Here is a 16,073-nt window from a genome sequence, read left to right on the forward strand (position 1 = left end):
GCTCGCCAGTCTCAGTCCGTTGTTAAGAATCAGACGCTTCGGATAAGCTTTTGCTTTCATCATTGCAACAGCGTCTCAATGAATAGAAAGACCGCATTGACAGAAGCAAAAAGAGGATTCCCTTTTGAGGAAAAAGATGTTATAACTATTATAACGGTTATAACAATTATAAAGTTATATAACGCATATAAGGTAGAGGTTCTTTTCACCGAAACACTGTGGGGTGTTGGCGCGGGTTGGGCGAAAAAACTGCTGCCAGCCGTGGCAGTTTCGATGCCTTACGGGGCACTTTGCCTGCCTGAACGGGCAGGAACGGTGCCAGTACCGGACTGCGGCCTTGATGATGGCCATAGTCGGTTCGCATTGGGCTTTGCGCATAGGCTCCGATGCTCGCAAAGTCGCGAGCGAAAGCTCGGAGGATGTCACTGTCGACGACAGCGACGTTTTGTACAAACTCCGGTGGTATTCGTGCGATGAAAGCGTCGGGGACCATTGGGGAAAATCAATAGAGCGGTGTCACCGGGCGATTCGACTGCTGTCGTCTCGACGCCCGGTGACAAACGATCGCTCCAACCGAGGCGCAATCATCTCGGATAGCCGTGATCCGTGACCGGAGTGAGGCGGGGCTATCTTTTGTGCCCCTCGTGGGTTTCTCGTTCGCGGCCGAAGCCCATGGCATCCATGAGGTGCCACGCAACGAAAACCAAGTCGGCAGTGCGCAGCGGGCCGTGAATAACAAGGGGCTCGACGTCACAGGGGCCGAGGAATTCGAACCGGTGCACTGCGGGCTCGTCGTTGCCCCGATCCTCGACGGTGTGCTGGACGGCTGTGATCGTGGGCATAGGCATCTCCAGAAGCGTTGAATTCCATAATATGCGGCGTGTCGGCACGCGCAATGGCGTGGCCTGAAAATGACGCGGATCGGGTCTCGGAATGGTGGAAACCGGTCTGTCGGGGACGGGTGCCTATTGCCTATGAGTCGCAATGGGTGCGGTTGAGCCGATAGGCTTCGACCAGCGCCCTGACATCATCTCCTGCGCGATGGTGGCCGATGCCGAGCTTTGCTTGGGCTTGGGTTTTGGCCGCCTCCACGGACTCGTGGGAGGGAGAGGCGCCGGCAAGAGCAATCAGGCGGTCGGCGCTGACGATGCGAAGCGCGTGATCCGGATACCCCCCGGCAGTGAGCAGAACGCCGATCCAGAACCGGTCGAACGGTGCGGCATCGGAGTAGAGGGTCTCAGTGCGAGCCGTCTCGATCAGTTTCATGCAGACTCGTTCGATCGGCGTACCCTCGGCGAGGAGTGCCTCCGTCGTCAGGCCATGAAGCGCCTCGGCTTGCTCACTCCAGGAGCGGTGAACTTGCCACTCTTCTGGGGGCGCGATCAGCATGGACTCGACGTGGCCCTCGGCGTCCGACCAGGCAACCTCGACCGGATAGCTGTCGCACTCGAGGCCCGACGCCTCGACGTCGATAAAGCGGGGTAGGGTACGTTCACGCATTTGGCGTTCCTCGATTAGCAAGACTCAGTGCGAGCAGGAACTCGTGATAGGAGTCATGATCACGTAGCCTCTCCTGAGCCTCCTCCGGGAGGCTCTCGATGAGCCTCGCGGCGTGGATCAACCCCTGCCTGCAGGTGTGGAGTTCATCCTCGGTGCCGATGGTGTCGACGAACTCAACGACGGCTTCCGCGCTCAGCCGGTCATTTTTCTCGCGCTCCTCCTGGAGTTGCTCTTCGAGGTCAGTGATTCGGCGCTGCAGGCGTAAAGCCCTGGATACCTCGGGTTGGTCTGGTTGGCGGTTCCTGCGTCCCCAGGGGAAGCCGTCACGTACCGTGTTCGCTGGAAGGCCGCCGACCTCACGGTCCAGCAAGCCGATGGTCGACATGGCGAGTTGCTGTAGCAGACGCTGGGAAAAGCTCATGGGAGCGGCTGACCTCCGATGGCGTTCGATCCGGTCTCGGGATAAGGGCGACTCGGCGGTTCGTCCCCCTCGAGTACGGCGTGGTGATCTCAGCTCGGGGACGTGTTGTATGTCATGCACAACGGGGTGATCCGTCGGCGTCGAGAGGGGTTGACCGACGCCGATGAGCGGATATTCAGCCCGTGTTCACAGGGCGTCGAGGGAGCGCGCCAGGTGCGTTTTTTCTGCGTCATAGAACTAACTCCGTACACGGAAAATCAAGAGATTAAGTGCCAACACGGATTTGTACTATGACGTAGAACAAAAAACGTAAGGAATTGTTTTGTAAGTTAAATTCCGGGAGTAAACACCCTGGCTACGAACCAGGCGGTCGGAGGTTCGAATCCTTCCGGGCGCGCCATACAAGCAGGTTTCAGAGGCACGGATGCCTCGATCTGCGTCATAGATTCGGGGTTGCGTCATAGATCGCGTCTCCGAGCCGTTAGTCCTTTACGGGAATGAATGCCGGCCCCCTACGATAAGCGCGCTGGGTGGTTACCGGATCGGCGTGCCCTAATAGCTGCTGGGCACGCTCCAGGCTTTCTGCGTCGGACGCAGCCTTGCCCCGCAGGTCGTGGTCCGTGAAGCGCTCACTCACCTGCGTTTCCGTGAGTACGCGGTCCATGAACCGCCGCCACATACTGTTCCAGCCTTCCGCACGCCCGTCCGCCCGGAGGTAGCAATCACCGCGGCGGTTGCAGAACACATACGGCCCAATGTCCACGGGTCTTGCTGCAAGTGCGGTCTCGAAGCAGTGTTCGAGTGCTTTCGTGCGCTCGAAAATCATTGGCTTGTTCGTCTTGCTGGTGACGACGTGGAGGCCATCATCGCGCATGTCGGTGACCTTCAGGCTGAGGAGATCCTTGCGGCGCAAGCCCGTCATGAGCTTAAGAGCGATGTACGCTTGAATCATCCGGATGCTGCCCCGCTTGCGCCTTGGCGTGACTTTGGCGAGTTCGTCGATCTCCCAGTCCTCGACGTAGCGGGTGCGCGGACCGTTGCCTTTGATCATCACCTCGCCTTTGAACGGATGGCGCGACAGAACGCCCCATTCAACTGCTTTCGTGTAGATATGGACAGCGTCTCGATTTCCCGCTTGGCCGCCGTCCGTTTGCCGCGCCGATCGGCGTACGCGTAAATGTGCCAGGGTTCGATTGCGTCAATCGGCATAGCGCCGAAGACATGCCCGAGCTTGTTTCGCCGTGTGCTGAGCCTGTGGCCGGGAATCACTTCCCGTTCATAGGGCTCGATGAGCTGCCCGATGGTCGTGATGGTCTCCCGCGTCTCCATGCGCGCTGCCCAGGCCTGGTAGGCCTCGGTCAGGGTGTGTCCAAGCAGAAATTTCTTCTTGCCGCCCCAGTGCGCCTCCTGGCCCGGGGGCACTCGGTATAGTAGGCATTGCGCTCGTGAACCCAGCGCGGAGGTAACCCTTTGTTCTTGCTTAGACGTGGTTTCGGCATTTTACAGGCTACTCCAATCCGGCTCGTGGGTTCTTGGCTTGTTTCGGGTTCCCTGTTTCGGGGCAAACGTGGCTTCGACGTGCGAACGCGTCACCGCAGGACTGCCGTCGATGCGTACACGGTGCTCAATCTTCATCGCACGCAAGCAGCGCAGTTGCGCGGGCTTGCGTTGCTTGCCCGTCATTTCGACGATTTCTTCGTGGGTAAGGAAAAGGGACTGCGTCATGCGGTCGCCCTCCGTGATGACGTTTTTGCCTTGGCTTTTCTGACCGCGCGGGAGGTATGCGGATGCATCAACAGCTGCGATGAGAGTGCCCGCGAAGGGACGAGCAGGCGTTGCGGCGTGTTCGCTCTTGGTGTTGGGCAGTGCCCGCGCATTAGCGCGCACATCGTCGTCGAGGTGAGGGAGGGCGACGGACGCGGCACGGATACCGTGTGGACCCAGCGCACGCCGGACCGATCCTGAGATGGCTCGGACGTCGGTGCTGGCCGGTAGCACGAGGTTGCGTTCTGGGGGAGCGCCGGACTTGACATGAGCGATATTATATGATTCTCGCGCTTTCTGTCAAGGCATAATTGATCGCCCGGGCTTGTCGAGTCAGGAAAAAATATTGGAAGTCAATGGCTTAGGAGATTTCCGGTCTCATTCGCCCGTTCGCCACAGCCTGAACCGATTTTGTTGTCGGGCGCGGTGGCTATCCCGTATCGGTCCCACCTCCGTGATATACGCTGCACCGATATACTGAGCATCCGAGGTGATGACGAGTCCAATCCAAAGAGGACCGCCTGCCGACCCTCGGCGACAGCTTGTGTGGCCCAGGCCTCGACATTCGTTCCGTTCGTGGTTCAGATGGGCGCATCAGCACGGAATCATGCGACGCCAACGTTCAACTGAGGCGGGTCTATCGCCCGAGGCATCGACCATGTACTGGGCTATCGAAGCGCATGTATCTGCGGTTCAGCGCCTTTGCGCTATTACCGTTCGAGAGTTCGCTTGTGTCTAACCTTGTGTTTACCCCGGGCCCTCACCCGGGGTTTTTCTTGCGCAAGAGATACGCTGTGAGAATCGCTCTCACGTCATCTTTTGCCCGAAGAGTCAGGTCGTCCTGGAAAATCCACTCACGCAGGTTCTCCATTGCCTGTATGGGTGCCCCGGGGACATCCGAGAAAGGCCAATAGGCAGGCCAACGGGGCGGGCAGTCGCCTCTAGCGATCCATGCCCCCGAGACCATCCAGAGCATCTCGAACCAGTGCGGATCGAAGGTTATCGCGTCGCAGTACATGGGCGCCCCTTGGATACCGGCCAAGAGCCGGCTGATGATCACGCCCGCGTCCTCGCCGTGCTGCTCCAGGTAGTCGATGGACAGCCCGTGGAGCTCTTCGGCCCGCGGATCCCAGGAGTCCATATCGGACTCAGGGTGCGGGCGCACGAGCGCCCCATCGATGGTTCCATCGCGCAGGCTCCAAGCGATCTCCACGGGGAAGCTCCCGGGCTTGAGGCCCGAGGCTTCGATGTCGAGAAAACACGGGAGGGCCTCAGTCGTCCTTGTTGTCGCTCCGCGCGAGCGCAAGTTCGACCCTGAGGAAGCGATAGTCTCTGTAGGCCTCGAGTCGCTCGTGGACCTCCAGCGGCAGGCTGTCCATAAGCCGCGCCATCTGGTTGATCAGCCGCTGGTTGTCATCGGCCTGGGTGGTCGTGTGCATGTGGTCGGCGAACTCAAGGGTCGCCTGCTCGCTCAAGGCCTCATTTTTCTCGCGCTCTTCTTGGAGTTCCTCCTCGAGCAGCGCCACTCGGCGCTTGAGGCGCATGGCCTGGGAGCTGTCCACGAGCGGCGCGCTCGATCGCGGGATCAGCCCCCAGGCCGGACCTGAGGTGGGCTCGTTGCTCGGCGCAGTGCCGACCTCCCGATCCAGGAGACCAGCGGTGGCGAACCCGAGCTCGCGTACGATGCGTTCTGCGAAGTCCAGAGGCGCCTCCTAAGTGGCTTGCGTTACTGCGTGAGGGCGATGACCCAATGGCTGCCCATGTAGAGGAACATGAGGGTCACCACGATACGATCGAGCGCTTTGATCATAAGCACCTCACTGGGTTGCGACGGCGTAGGTCCTCGCGGAGCTCGACAGCAGGAGACAACCAAAGGCTGTCAGCGCTTGCGCCGAGCGTCCGCTCAGGATTGCGACAACAATCTCCATTGCGTCCTCGTAGGGATGGCTTGTGGCTTACTGAGGGGCCGCGTGTGCGGCAAAAGGGATAGCGCAGGACCCTTGGGTCCTACTAAGGCGAAGGTCGGGCTTGCGATGCGAATGAGCAAGACAACCTTTTATTGTTACATAAATTATATAGAGGATGAACACTCTTGTCAACTTAGGCAGATGCGCGTACGCGCGCGCGAGGAGGACAACACAAGGGTACTTAGGCTACACGGGAGACTCGCGCTGGTCTCGCGCGCGGAGAAAATTAAAAAATTCTCACTACTTAGCGCCTCCTGCCTGTCCGCTGAGATCCGTAGGCTGGCTTCTGACTTCGGATACTATAAGACTTTTGATGTCCGGCAAATTCTGGTTTGAGCGAGTCGCGCAGCCTTAAGTCCAGGTCTTGATGAAGTCGATGCTCGCCCTGTTCACGACGTCTGGATCAGAGGCACTGAGGAAGTGTTGGCCGTTGTCGACGACGCGAAGCTGGGCGTCGGCCGCGTTGGTGAACATCGTGATCTCCTCTTCGGCGTTAGGCACTGAGTAGACTTGATCATGCGTGCCTTGCATCCAGAGCACCGGACATTTCACCGCGTCGAGCCGGCCGCGGAGGCCGTCGCGGTCCCGGAGATTGATGGCGCACATGCGTAGCCGCTTGCGGCCGTCGTCCCCTTGGTAGTTCGCCTTATGCAGCGCACGCCAGCGCTCGCGCTCCTGCGCGGAAACCTGGTCACCAATGCCGACGCTCAAGATGAAGTCCGTGAACTCATCGTCGACGGTCCAGTCATCGCCGACGGGCTGCGAAAGTGAATCAATCAGCGGCGTGCACACCTCGCTCCCGTCCCAGCAGCCAAGATCGCGACTGCGCTGGCTCTCGTAGTCCATGGAAGTGCCGAGGGGGAGGATGCCCCGAATCCGCTCGGGCTCGAGCATCGCCATGCGCGCAGCCACCCATCCTCCCTGCGAGGTCCCCAGCACGAACGCCTCGGAAATGCCCAGCGCCTCGAGCACCTGCAGGTTGGCAAGGGCGGTGTCCCAGTACGTAAACTGTTCGTACGATGTCCGCGTCTGGCCATGACCGAATAGCTCGATCGCGAGGAGGTTCGCGGTGGTACTCAGCGTCTCATCGGTGAATTGCGGCTGATAGAGTTCCGACGACGTACTGAAGGAGTTCACCAGAACGAGCGTCGGGAGTGACGCGTCAAAGGCTCTCCCGAAGCGGTACCCGATACGGGAGTTGCGCAGGTGCGGGACCGTGATCGTTTGCACTTCGCTCATCAGACTTCTCCTGCAGGCGCTCGACCGGGTGCGGCAAGGGGTGCACGCATGGCTTGATCCCGTGCATTCAGTGTAGCCCCCGAGATGGCAACGTGAGATGGGAGGCCGAGGACCGTGTTCCGGTATGCAACGCCGCACGGTCTCGCGGGTGCGGTCGTGGGAGTTGAGGGGTGAGTTTGTTCAAGATCGGTGAAAAGGACCGCGAAGGCCGCCAGAAGCGCATCGAGCACACCGGAGAGTACCTGCGTGCGAGCCGCACCGGAGGCGTCTCTTTGCGCGCTCACACCCGCGTCTCCGGGGTCAACGTCACCGGTAACACGAGCCATGGTGTGCGCGTGTCCACGCGGCTCGCGAAGAACACCCAGGTCGCCTTCCAGAACGGCCGCTTCATCCTCCGTGGACGCTACGGTTCCGACGCGGCCAAGGTGAATCTCTCCAAAAGCGGGGTCTCGGTGTCCACCAAGACGCCGGTGGGCGCGTTCAACTGGATCAAGCCCGGTCGGTCCTCGTTCAAGATGGCCGGCGTCCAGGTGCGCGGCCACAAGGCGGCCTATCTGCAGGTGATCTATCTGCTGATCGCGGCAGTCGTTGCTGTGGTCGGCCTCATCGTCCAAGTGCTGGGCTTCGTCGTCGGCTTGCTGGTCCGGGGCGTACAGGCCCTGGTTGCCCGTCGGGAGCAGGCCCGACGCGAGCAAGAGCGCCTCGACCTCACGGTGGCCGACGTCGCCGATGAAGGGAAAAGAATTCTGGAGGCAAACGACGTGGCCTTGGAAAAGGAGCCCCACCGGGATCTCTTCGCGGCGCTGGTGTTCACGGTGACTTGCCTGGGGCGTGGTCGGACGTGGTTCGATCCGGCAGCCGTCGGGATGGAGGCGCCAGACCACGCCGCCGATCATGTCCTCCTGCACGATGTGCGCACGGCAGGGGAGCAGATCCGGCAGTGGCTGGATGCCTCATCCGACGCCCAGAGACCAGAGCCAACCCTGGGCGTGCTGCACCATCTGGCCGCGGCCTTTGGGCGAAAGGTCGATCCATCGACCCGGGCGGAGGCGCTGCTCTCCCTGGATGACGCCTGCCTGGCCGCCGGCCCCCGGACCGTGCTCCAGGAAGCGATGATCGACCTCCTCGCGGAGACGCTGGACGTCGACCTGGTGCTGGAGGGGGAAGGGTGAGCGGAGAGGAAGCGAACGGCTTTCAGGGTGTTGTGGCCATCCACGAGCACCTTGTCCGCACCCCGGATGCGGACGCAATGAGCGATGCACTCCACCCGGGGTGGCTGGATCCGCCCGAGCGGTGGACGCCGACCTTCGAGCCCATCGCCCTGTATCAAGCCGTCGACTCGGCAGAGCTCGGGCTGGCCGGCACCGAGAGCTTCCACGACATCGCGGATGATGCGCTCGACCGAGCCGTGTTGCGGGTTGTCGATGGGGAGGGGCCTGTCCACTTCCGGGCCCTGGCCGATCGCCTGCTCACCGCAGCGGACGTCGGCCGGCTGGGCTCGCGCATCCGCGCCCGAATCGAGTCCCACCTGGAGGGTCTGGAGGAGGGCGGGAGACTCGAGCGGCGGGACGACTTCATTGGTCGATGGCAGCAGTTCCTGGTGCCTCCCTTTCGGGACTGGGGAGAGGCCCCGGAGAAGACGCGTCAGCTCGACCACGTCCACGATAGTGAGCTCATGCTGTGCCTGTTCCGTGCGGTGCTGGAAGAGGAGGGCATCGATGCCGACACAGCCATGAACAACGGACTGTACCGGATCGGATTCACCAGGCTGACGGACAATGCACGCGAGCGACTCGAGGCCCCGCTGCAAAGGCTCATCGACGAGGCAATGCTCACGAAGAGAGGAGAGAGCATCACGCTCGGGCCTGAAGCCTTCGTGCGGCGTTCGGGGCCGCGTCCCGCATGACCGTCCGCATCGTGGGAATCGACTGTGCAACCGACGCCCGGCGCGTCGGGTACGCCTTCGCCATGCACCGTAACGGCCATACCATCGTTGAGAAGGTCGCTGCAGGTTCGGCTGTCGCCGCTCCGGTCGACGCCATTGCGGCCTGGCTCAGTCGGGACAACAGCCCCGCATTGCTGGCCCTCGACGCACCACTCGGCTGGCCGGCGACCTTGGGCACGGCGCTGCCAACGCATCAGGCAGGACAGCCCCTGCCCGGCACCGCGAACGACCTCTTCCGTCGGCACACCGACCGCTTCATCCGCGAGAACATTGGCAAACAGTCCCTCGACGTTGGCGCAGACCGAATCGCCCGCACCGCCCACGCGGCGCTGCAGATGCTGCAAGGACTCCGCGAGCGGCTTGGTGAGGCCATTCCCCTGGCATGGCAGCCAACCATCTCCGGCGTGCAGGCGATTGAGGTGTATCCGGCCGCCACGCTCGCTGCGCATGGGATTCGCCCGACAGGCTATAAGGCAGTGGCAGGAGGCCAAGCGCGAGAGCGTGTGCTTTCAGCGGTCCGGGAACGCCTGAGTGTGGACGCGGCCATCCCCGACATCGGCTACTCCTCGGATGGCATCGACGCGGTACTCTGTACGCTCGCCGCACGGGATTTCTTGGCCGAGGTGGCTCTGCCACCGGAACCCAGTGCACCGGTGGAGACCGAGGGGTGGATATGGGTACGTGTTCCGAAATATTGACGAGCACGCTTCGGAAACGGCACGTCGTAGCCGCGACTGGGTGGTATCGGCCCTCACCAGACGTCCGGCCATGCGAGTCAAGCGTCCGCTTCCAAGATCAGAGGCCAGAATTAGGATCAACACAACCTCGAAATTGCACTGGACGATACTGACTACCAGGAACGAAAGGACAGGCGATGGTGTGCTTGGATTGGAAACGCCTATCCAGACGATCAGTTATCCGTCAACGAGTAAACCGTTGAGCATCGGCTCGATGACGCTCATGGCCTCGTCCAGCGCCTCATTCGAATCCGCCGCATTCGCAACAAGTAAGCAGGCCTCATTGAGCGCGCCGGCGATAACCCCGGCGAGCATTGCCAAGGGAAGAGGCTTGATGATGCCCCGCTGCATGGCGCGCCGGAGGTCGGCGCGCAGCAACGTCACGCCGTACTCGCTTTCGACGCGCTGCCAATCCTCCCAGGAAAGGACCCAGCGGGCATCAACCAGCACGATCTGACGAATGGACGCGTCACTGTGGAGCTCGATGTACCGCCGGCAGCGTGACCTCAGCTCAGCCCAGACCTTCGCGTTCGTTTGCGCGGTAAAGCGCTCCAGGTGCAGCGCATGGCTATCGTCCGGGGAGAACGGCTTGTGCTCGGCGTGGGTGATGAACGCACCGCGGCTGAGTTCCTTCTTGACGTTCTCGAACACCCGCAGGAACAAATCCTCCTTCCCCGCGAAGTGGTGGTAGAACGCGCCTTTGGTGACCTCGGCCAGACGCACGATGTCGTCGACGGACGCATTGGCATAGCCCTGTCTGGCGAACTGCTTGCGCGCCGCCACGATGAGCGCATCACGAGTCACTCGCCCCTGCTCTGCTTTTCTCGAAACCGTTGCCATCCGTCGTCTCCTTGACATACATACCGTCAGTATCTATACAACATACTACCGGTATGCAAATGAGGCAAACGGGAGGTAGTCATGCCGAAGTACGTGATTGAACGCGAAATCCCCGGGGTGGGCGAGATGAGCGCGGAACAACTCCGGGAGGCATCGCGTGCATCCAATGCCGTACGCGACGAGCTCGGCCCGAGGGAGCTGCAGTGGCTCAACAGCTACATTTGCGATGACAAGATCTACTGCGTATACATTGCGGCCAACGAAGACATAATCCATGAGCATGCCCGCTGCCTGGATATCCCAGCGAACCGGATCGCCCGAGTCCAGGCCGTAACCGACCCTTCCACTGCAGAGTAGCTGCGATCAAAGATGGAGCTGCGGTGGCAGGCCCGCCGTAGCTCCACACTGCGCACACCTGGCTTGTCGTGCCCCGACCCATACCCGACCTATGCCCTTGCCTCGCCCAATGTCAGCTTCTTGTGTAGCCGAGCTACACCGGTCTTGAAACGTTCGATTAGCGTTTCATTCGCTATCCGCAAAGAAAGCACTCCTCTACAGGACCTTGATCGTTCTGCGAGCCCCGTCCAGTTGGAGTATGTCTCCTGTTTTAATCGAGTCGAAAATCTTGGAGTCCACTCCTGAGGCAATCGGGATACCGGCGGCAACAGCACCCTGCACCATTACCGGATTGATTTCACCGAAGATGAGTCCGGAAAATCCAACGCCGAGGTTTGCCATGGCTGGTAGAGCCCACCCTGCGGCTACGCCACCCTGAACCCCTGGTGACACCAGAATATAGCCATTGATCTTTTTGCCAAAGAGTGGATGCGATTGTCTGGAAAACGCACCGGTCTTTCTATTCAGGTCATAGCGCGCACTGAAAGGTAAGGGGTCCACAAGTGCCGGAGCCTCAATCAGCGAGTCTGTAGCTTGGGCGATGTAGAAGATCGTGTGCGTCGCATCATTAGTCATTTTAGTCTACCCGTAATGGCTGCATGAACACAGTCTTCAGTCCTTTGGAGAATGGGTTGATATCCATGAGCTTTGATAATGTTCACTAGCTTTGCTGAATTCGTTACCACATTTCTCCACCCAAACTGTTCTCGCTGGGCGGCGGGGTCCATGATGTACCAGCACGTTCCTTTTAGAATTAGTCCACCAGCGTCGCGAATGGTTTGCGCAATCCCTTGCTCTTCCGCCACAAAGTGAACGGCCGTGTTCGTAGTGAGGATGAGCTGTACGTTCTCTGACACCTTCTTTCCTGAAAGAAGAGAGGCGATTTTCTTCATCTCGAAAAGGGATAGCTGTGGCGCGGTAAAGACGACGAGATCGGGGTTTTCATTGGTTTGTTGCGACTCGAAATAGTCGTCGAGTGTCCGCTCCGTAATCACCGTCTCGTCCAGAATAGAGCGACCATTTACCGCTGCTTCCATGTTCGGTGCTTCAGGGGTTGTATTAACGACGTGATACATCGCCATGGAACCGAAACTTGCAAGGCTCGCGCCCAAGTGTTTGAGGTTGTCCGAGGAGGGCGCGCTATTAGGCATGGAGAATGCTGGGACATTCCAGTAGCTACGGAAGCGTTCACCGACGATCGCGCCGACGGCACCCCAATCGGCGTAGTCGTCGAGGTGCGCCTCTTGGCGGACGATGACGTTAGCGCGACGGTTTACGTCGAGGTGGTAGCCGTACGCTGGGGTGCGACCCGTTAGTCCGGCTGCTAGCGAGGCGGGTCCGGACTCATAATTGGTACGTGCTCCGAGGACGGAATTGGCGTAGGCAACAGTCCCTGTGTCACCCCAGGCGACGTGTTCTCCCTTGGTCGGTTGAAAGTGCGTCTGGTATCCAATGCACGTGTTTGCGGTGAGTACGCCGAGTTGACGTAAGAGCGCAAGGACTTGAGTCTCGCCCTCAACGAGCCCAGTGTCCTGCTTGAGAAAGTCGGCATGCTCGAAGTCAACACATGAGGGGTTGCGCGTGGTAGGGATCCGAGTTGCAAGACCTGCCCGCGCAAGGTCTTGTAGGAACGATAGTCCCATGCTTCCGAAGACTTCCGGATCGCCCATGAAGTGAGCGTTCGTGACGGGCACGAAACCATCCGCATCGAAGAACTGCCCTACCTGATACTGCTGCGCGAAGACCGCGGCAAGCGCCTCGCCGGCATCCCCGTTGAGTATCTCTTGCTCTTCCCGTGAAAGCTTCATTGCCGTTCCCCGTAATGTGGAGAGGACTGACCTGAGCACGTGTGATCTGCGACTCCGCGCCCTTGGGCCTACCCTCGTGGTTCATTTGGATGGGAGTTTGAAAGGTATGCATAGGTATGTCAATATTTGACACAAGAGGTATGCAGACCTATGGTTATGTTGTTGGTTGCAGCAATCTGCTACTGACTGAGTCGAGTAGGTTCGGGGACGCGTTAAGGCAGGATGCCTGCTTCGAGACGAAACGGGAGGTGTGAAATGGGAACGTCCTTATCAGTACTCCGGCGCCGTGTGGTTTCCGCAGGGCTGTGTGTGTGCGCGATTACAATGACGGCTGGCGTCGCTAATACCAGTGCTGCGCAGGATGACGAGCTGATCCCTGTCAGTATCGGGCTTCCGATATCCAACTACTGGCCTGGATACGTTGCCCGCGAGCAGGGATTCTTTGAGGAAGCCGGATTCAAGCCCGAGTTTCATATGTTTACCTCAGGTGCTCCCTTGATCGCTGCGATGCAGTCCGGGAGCATCGATGTGGCCTGGACGGGGCTTGCAACGTTGTTCATGGTCCACCAGGACATTCCGCTTACGTATCTCTACACACCGCTCAATTCCTCGAGTCAGCAAGGGTTTATCGTGAACCCCGATACCGGGATTGAGTCGTACCGGGATATTGCACAAGCGTCGGCGATTGGTGCGCCGACGGCGACGTGTGCGCACATCGCGACAAGTCTGGCTGCCGATGCGGCGGGCGTGTCGATGGACGAGGTGAATCGTCGCAACGTCAGCCCTGAAAACCTGCAGCCAGCGCTCGAGGATGGGGATATCGACGCTGCCTTCATTTGGGGGCCGTGGAGTTTGCAGCTGCAGGAAGCGGGATATCCGGTGGTGAGCTGGGACCGCGACTACAATGGTGAGGTGTGCGCGACCAATGTTGCCGCACGGCCATCCTTCCTTGAAGAGCATCCGGAAGCGGGGTGCCGGCTGGTGAAAGCCCAGGCCCTAACCCTGGAGGCAACAGAAGCCAATCCGGAGCTCGCGGTGACCGCCCTTCAACGGGTGTTGGGTCTTTCCGAAAAGCTTGCCCGGGAGACCTACGAGACCCTGGAAATCCCGTCGCTCGAGTCGCAGATCCAGGATGGAACCGCCTGGTCCTTGACAGAAGCGCCCGGGGGGCTTGTCGACAAGCTGCACACTGCGAGCAAGGCCCTTCATAGTGCCGAGGTGTTTCCTGAGCCGGTCTCCAGGGAGAAGCTGGATGATGCGGTAACGCCGGAGTATGTCGAGCAATTCCTGAACGGTGAGTGTTGAGCCTGGTGGGGACTGCGGAGTCGCTTCGGGGTGCACGGGGGATTCCTTACTGCCAGTAGGCTCGTCGAGGAAAACAATCAGCCCCATGCGCGGGGCAATGAGGAGGAGATGGTTCGATGAGTATCAAAACAGCGATTGCGAAAGGCGCCCTAGTCACGCTCGTGGCACAGATCTCCTTTGGTCAGGTTGTCCAGGCATCAGAAGGCGAAACAGTTTCTTTTGATTACGGGATTCCGTCGGGGTTCTATGCATCCCTCTACGTCGCGGAAGATCTTGGGCTTTTCGACAAGTACGGGTTGGATCCCAATTTTCATCACTTCGACTCAGGCGCGCCACTGCTTGCGGGATTGGAGAGTGAGAGCCTGGACGTGGTGACCACCGGTCTTGCCTCGGTATTTGCCATTGGGAAGGGCATTCCGATTACGTACATCATGTGGGAGGGTGATGCCGCGCAGGCGGAAGGGATTATCGCTCGCAACGGAGTCGGCATGGAATCCATCGAGGACCTGGGACGGATCGACGCTATCGGGGCGCCCACCGGTACCTGTGCGCAAATCTCCCTGTACCACGCCGCGGACCACGCGGGTGTCGACTACAACGACCTGAACCGGGTCAACGTGGCGCCACCGATGTATGCCAACGCCTTCCACAGCGCGTCCCTGGATGCCGGGGTCTCATGGTCTCCCTATCTGATCTCCATGAAGCAAGACGGCCATGACCTGGTTGGACTCGACCCCGAGTGGATGCCCGAGGGAGGTGCGTGCCCGGAGATGACGATGGCGCGAACGCCTTTCCTTGAAGAGAACCCGGAGGTAGCAAGGCGCCTGGTTCGGATCAACGCCGAGGCGCGTGCCGCAATCGCCGAAGACCCCTCACTCGCGCTCGACGCGGTTAAACGGCGGTTGAGCCTCAATGACGACGTGGCGAGGGAGGTGTTTGAACTCTACGAATTTCCCTCGTTTGAGCAGCAGCTTGACGCCGACTCTCGCTATTCCCTGGTAGGAGAGAAGGGGGTCGTGGCTCAGCTCAAGGTTGCCGCCGATACCTTCGAAGAGCTCGGTGTTATTTCCGAGACGTTATCCGTCGAGACACTGAGCGACGCGGTCGAACCGCGCTATGTCCAGGAGTACGCGAATGACTAGCGGGACTTCGCGGGATGCGCAGATGCTCGACTGGCTTTGTACACCCACCCCTCTCGGGCGATGAAGCAATCCTGTGGAGGCCGGCTGAGGACCATGGATGGTCCGTAGTGGCGATCAGTCCAGAGGAAGAGGTTCCCTTATCGGCGAGCCCTAAGCAATACACTCCAATAACCGGAGTAACTCCATGAGTAGCGATTACCAGAACCTGCATGACGTTTCAGGAAAAGCGGCCGTAGTCATTGGCGCGGCGGGCGGTATCGGGCACGCGGTGGCCAGAGGACTGGCAGCGAACGGTGCACGGACCATCTGCGTGGACGTGGACGCAGATGGCGCAGAAACGACAGCGACCACGATCCGCAACGATGGAGGACAAGCGGAGTCGGTGAAAGCGGACGTGCTCTCCGATGGGGATCTAGACCGCCTTACGACGGAGTATGGAGACGCCGAGATCCTCGTTGTTACCCCGGCCATCCTGGTACGTAAGCGGATCACGGAGCAGAACGACGACGAGTTCGACAAGCAAGTCAACCTCAACGTGAAGGGGACGTTCCGGGTGGTGCGAGGCTTCGGTCGCGCAATGGCTGAGCGGGGTCGGGGCAGCATCATCGGGTTCTCAAGTGTCCGGGCGGAGCTTGTTGAGCCTGGTTCGGGGGTGTACGCGGCAACCAAGGCTGCCGTTCTGCAAATGCTCAGAACTCTCGCCGCAGAGCTCGGGCCGGACGGCGTACGCGTAAACCTGATATCGCCAAGCCCCGTCGCAACGCGGCTCACGGAAGACGTAAGAAGTCGTCCGGAGTGGTTCGAGGCAACGGCCAACCGGTCAATGCTGCGGCGGTGGGCAGAGCCCGACGATTTCGTCGGTCCGGCGCTGTTTCTTGCCTCCGACGCGTCGCGATTCGTTACCGCCGCAAATCTCGCAGTCGATGGTGGATGGAGCGCGGCTGACGGCCTTTCACGCATTAGCGGTTGAGCCCGGCTGTTGTGGGGGAGAGCCGAACATAAATGCAGG

Annotated in this window: 19 protein-coding genes; 7 read left to right on the forward strand and 12 right to left on the reverse strand. The window is 60.1% G+C overall.

The genetic code is table 11. The features are described 5' to 3' along the window. Window positions 1-626: 626 nt before the first annotated feature. From QWY84_RS19440 to QWY84_RS19480, 9 genes are all read right to left on the reverse strand, one after another. On the reverse strand, window positions 627-842 hold the full coding sequence (locus tag QWY84_RS19440) for a hypothetical protein (protein WP_290204717.1): 216 nt from the start codon (window positions 840-842) through the stop codon (window positions 627-629). 130 nt (window positions 843-972) lie between these two features. Further along, a complete protein-coding gene (locus QWY84_RS19445; protein ID WP_290204718.1) occupies window positions 973-1,500 on the reverse strand; it encodes a 3'-5' exonuclease family protein in 528 nt (175 codons plus the stop codon). Then, window positions 1,493-1,921: a hypothetical protein gene (locus tag QWY84_RS19450; RefSeq protein WP_290204719.1), complete on the reverse strand. Its 429-nt coding sequence runs from the start codon at window positions 1,919-1,921 to the stop codon at window positions 1,493-1,495. The genes QWY84_RS19445 and QWY84_RS19450 overlap by 8 nt, the downstream gene beginning before the upstream one ends. 481 nt (window positions 1,922-2,402) lie before the next feature. Further along, a complete protein-coding gene (locus QWY84_RS19455) occupies window positions 2,403-2,972 on the reverse strand; it encodes a tyrosine-type recombinase/integrase (protein WP_290204720.1) in 570 nt (189 codons plus the stop codon). After that, window positions 2,972-3,343: a hypothetical protein gene (locus tag QWY84_RS19460; protein WP_290204721.1), complete on the reverse strand. Its 372-nt coding sequence runs from the start codon at window positions 3,341-3,343 to the stop codon at window positions 2,972-2,974. Before QWY84_RS19460 ends, QWY84_RS19455 begins: the two co-directional genes overlap by 1 nt. 78 nt (window positions 3,344-3,421) lie before the next feature. Next, a complete protein-coding gene (locus QWY84_RS19465; RefSeq protein WP_290204722.1) occupies window positions 3,422-3,646 on the reverse strand; it encodes a DUF4224 domain-containing protein in 225 nt (74 codons plus the stop codon). 799 nt (window positions 3,647-4,445) lie between these two features. Continuing rightward, a complete protein-coding gene (locus tag QWY84_RS19470; RefSeq protein ID WP_290204723.1) occupies window positions 4,446-4,898 on the reverse strand; it encodes a hypothetical protein in 453 nt (150 codons plus the stop codon). 58 nt (window positions 4,899-4,956) lie between these two features. After that, window positions 4,957-5,229 (reverse strand): hypothetical protein, encoded by a 273-nt coding sequence (locus tag QWY84_RS19475; RefSeq protein ID WP_290204724.1) that lies wholly within the window; start codon window positions 5,227-5,229, stop codon window positions 4,957-4,959. 774 nt (window positions 5,230-6,003) lie between these two features. Then, complete coding sequence (locus QWY84_RS19480) at window positions 6,004-6,891, reverse strand: alpha/beta fold hydrolase (RefSeq protein WP_290204725.1); 888 nt, start codon at window positions 6,889-6,891, stop codon at window positions 6,004-6,006. A gap of 170 nt (window positions 6,892-7,061) precedes the next feature. On the opposite strand from QWY84_RS19480, the gene QWY84_RS19485 reads away from it, so the two are divergent. The 3 genes from QWY84_RS19485 to QWY84_RS19495 all read left to right on the forward strand — a co-directional run bounded on the left by QWY84_RS19485 (window position 7,062) and on the right by QWY84_RS19495 (window position 9,534). After that, window positions 7,062-8,063 carry a hypothetical protein gene (locus QWY84_RS19485; RefSeq protein ID WP_290204726.1) on the forward strand — a complete coding sequence of 334 codons (1,002 nt, stop codon included), beginning with the start codon at window positions 7,062-7,064 and terminating at the stop codon, window positions 8,061-8,063. 77 nt (window positions 8,064-8,140) lie between these two features. Beyond that, complete coding sequence (locus QWY84_RS19490; protein ID WP_290204727.1) at window positions 8,141-8,797, forward strand: DUF3320 domain-containing protein; 657 nt, start codon at window positions 8,141-8,143, stop codon at window positions 8,795-8,797. Next, the gene (locus tag QWY84_RS19495; RefSeq protein WP_290204728.1) at window positions 8,794-9,534 is read left to right on the forward strand and encodes a DUF429 domain-containing protein; all 741 of its coding nucleotides are present in this window, start codon (window positions 8,794-8,796) and stop codon (window positions 9,532-9,534) included. The genes QWY84_RS19490 and QWY84_RS19495 overlap by 4 nt, the downstream gene beginning before the upstream one ends. Window positions 9,535-9,750: 216 nt before the next feature. Here the strand turns inward: QWY84_RS19495 and QWY84_RS19500 are convergent, their stop codons facing one another. Then, window positions 9,751-10,413 (reverse strand): TetR/AcrR family transcriptional regulator, encoded by a 663-nt coding sequence (locus tag QWY84_RS19500; RefSeq protein ID WP_290204729.1) that lies wholly within the window; start codon window positions 10,411-10,413, stop codon window positions 9,751-9,753. Window positions 10,414-10,494: 81 nt separating this feature from the next. Here QWY84_RS19500 and QWY84_RS19505 point away from each other — a divergent pair, with 81 nt between their 5' ends. Further along, on the forward strand, window positions 10,495-10,770 hold the full coding sequence (locus tag QWY84_RS19505) for a DUF4242 domain-containing protein (protein ID WP_290204730.1): 276 nt from the start codon (window positions 10,495-10,497) through the stop codon (window positions 10,768-10,770). 195 nt (window positions 10,771-10,965) lie between these two features. On the opposite strand, the gene QWY84_RS19510 is transcribed toward QWY84_RS19505, so the two are convergent. Then, the gene (locus tag QWY84_RS19510; protein WP_290204731.1) at window positions 10,966-11,385 is read right to left on the reverse strand and encodes an aconitase X swivel domain-containing protein; all 420 of its coding nucleotides are present in this window, start codon (window positions 11,383-11,385) and stop codon (window positions 10,966-10,968) included. After that, the gene (locus tag QWY84_RS19515; protein ID WP_290204732.1) at window positions 11,382-12,617 is read right to left on the reverse strand and encodes an aconitase X; all 1,236 of its coding nucleotides are present in this window, start codon (window positions 12,615-12,617) and stop codon (window positions 11,382-11,384) included. Before QWY84_RS19515 ends, QWY84_RS19510 begins: the two co-directional genes overlap by 4 nt. A gap of 324 nt (window positions 12,618-12,941) precedes the next feature. On the opposite strand from QWY84_RS19515, the gene QWY84_RS19520 reads away from it, so the two are divergent. The 3 genes from QWY84_RS19520 to QWY84_RS19530 all read left to right on the forward strand — a co-directional run bounded on the left by QWY84_RS19520 (window position 12,942) and on the right by QWY84_RS19530 (window position 16,034). Then, entirely contained in the window at window positions 12,942-13,922 is a 981-nt protein-coding gene (locus tag QWY84_RS19520) for an ABC transporter substrate-binding protein (RefSeq protein ID WP_290204733.1), read from the forward strand. 116 nt (window positions 13,923-14,038) lie between these two features. Continuing rightward, window positions 14,039-15,064, forward strand: coding sequence for an ABC transporter substrate-binding protein (locus tag QWY84_RS19525; RefSeq protein WP_290204734.1), 1,026 nt, complete (start codon window positions 14,039-14,041; stop codon window positions 15,062-15,064). A 184-nt stretch (window positions 15,065-15,248) separates the two neighbouring features. Next, window positions 15,249-16,034: an SDR family NAD(P)-dependent oxidoreductase gene (locus QWY84_RS19530; RefSeq protein WP_290204735.1), complete on the forward strand. Its 786-nt coding sequence runs from the start codon at window positions 15,249-15,251 to the stop codon at window positions 16,032-16,034. Window positions 16,035-16,073 lie beyond the last annotated feature (39 nt).

The organism is Aquisalimonas lutea (assembly GCF_030409225.1).
Taxonomy (GTDB): Bacteria; Pseudomonadota; Gammaproteobacteria; order Nitrococcales; family Aquisalimonadaceae; genus Aquisalimonas; species Aquisalimonas lutea.

Coding starts and splice junctions, on each gene's coding strand:
- QWY84_RS19440 (WP_290204717.1), bottom strand. CDS start 842: ATGCCCACGATCACAGCCGTCCAGCACACCGTCGAGGATCGGGGCAAC.
- QWY84_RS19445 (WP_290204718.1), bottom strand. CDS start 1,500: ATGCGTGAACGTACCCTACCCCGCTTTATCGACGTCGAGGCGTCGGGC.
- QWY84_RS19450 (WP_290204719.1), bottom strand. CDS start 1,921: ATGAGCTTTTCCCAGCGTCTGCTACAGCAACTCGCCATGTCGACCATC.
- QWY84_RS19455 (WP_290204720.1), bottom strand. CDS start 2,972: ATGATCAAAGGCAACGGTCCGCGCACCCGCTACGTCGAGGACTGGGAG.
- QWY84_RS19465 (WP_290204722.1), bottom strand. CDS start 3,646: ATGACGCAGTCCCTTTTCCTTACCCACGAAGAAATCGTCGAAATGACG.
- QWY84_RS19475 (WP_290204724.1), bottom strand. CDS start 5,229: ATGCGCCTCAAGCGCCGAGTGGCGCTGCTCGAGGAGGAACTCCAAGAA.
- QWY84_RS19480 (WP_290204725.1), bottom strand. CDS start 6,891: ATGAGCGAAGTGCAAACGATCACGGTCCCGCACCTGCGCAACTCCCGT.
- QWY84_RS19490 (WP_290204727.1), top strand. CDS start 8,141: ATGAGCGATGCACTCCACCCGGGGTGGCTGGATCCGCCCGAGCGGTGG.
- QWY84_RS19495 (WP_290204728.1), top strand. CDS start 8,794: ATGACCGTCCGCATCGTGGGAATCGACTGTGCAACCGACGCCCGGCGC.
- QWY84_RS19500 (WP_290204729.1), bottom strand. CDS start 10,413: ATGGCAACGGTTTCGAGAAAAGCAGAGCAGGGGCGAGTGACTCGTGAT.
- QWY84_RS19505 (WP_290204730.1), top strand. CDS start 10,495: ATGCCGAAGTACGTGATTGAACGCGAAATCCCCGGGGTGGGCGAGATG.
- QWY84_RS19510 (WP_290204731.1), bottom strand. CDS start 11,385: ATGACTAATGATGCGACGCACACGATCTTCTACATCGCCCAAGCTACA.
- QWY84_RS19515 (WP_290204732.1), bottom strand. CDS start 12,617: ATGAAGCTTTCACGGGAAGAGCAAGAGATACTCAACGGGGATGCCGGC.
- QWY84_RS19520 (WP_290204733.1), top strand. CDS start 12,942: ATGACGGCTGGCGTCGCTAATACCAGTGCTGCGCAGGATGACGAGCTG.
- QWY84_RS19525 (WP_290204734.1), top strand. CDS start 14,039: ATGAGTATCAAAACAGCGATTGCGAAAGGCGCCCTAGTCACGCTCGTG.
- QWY84_RS19530 (WP_290204735.1), top strand. CDS start 15,249: ATGAGTAGCGATTACCAGAACCTGCATGACGTTTCAGGAAAAGCGGCC.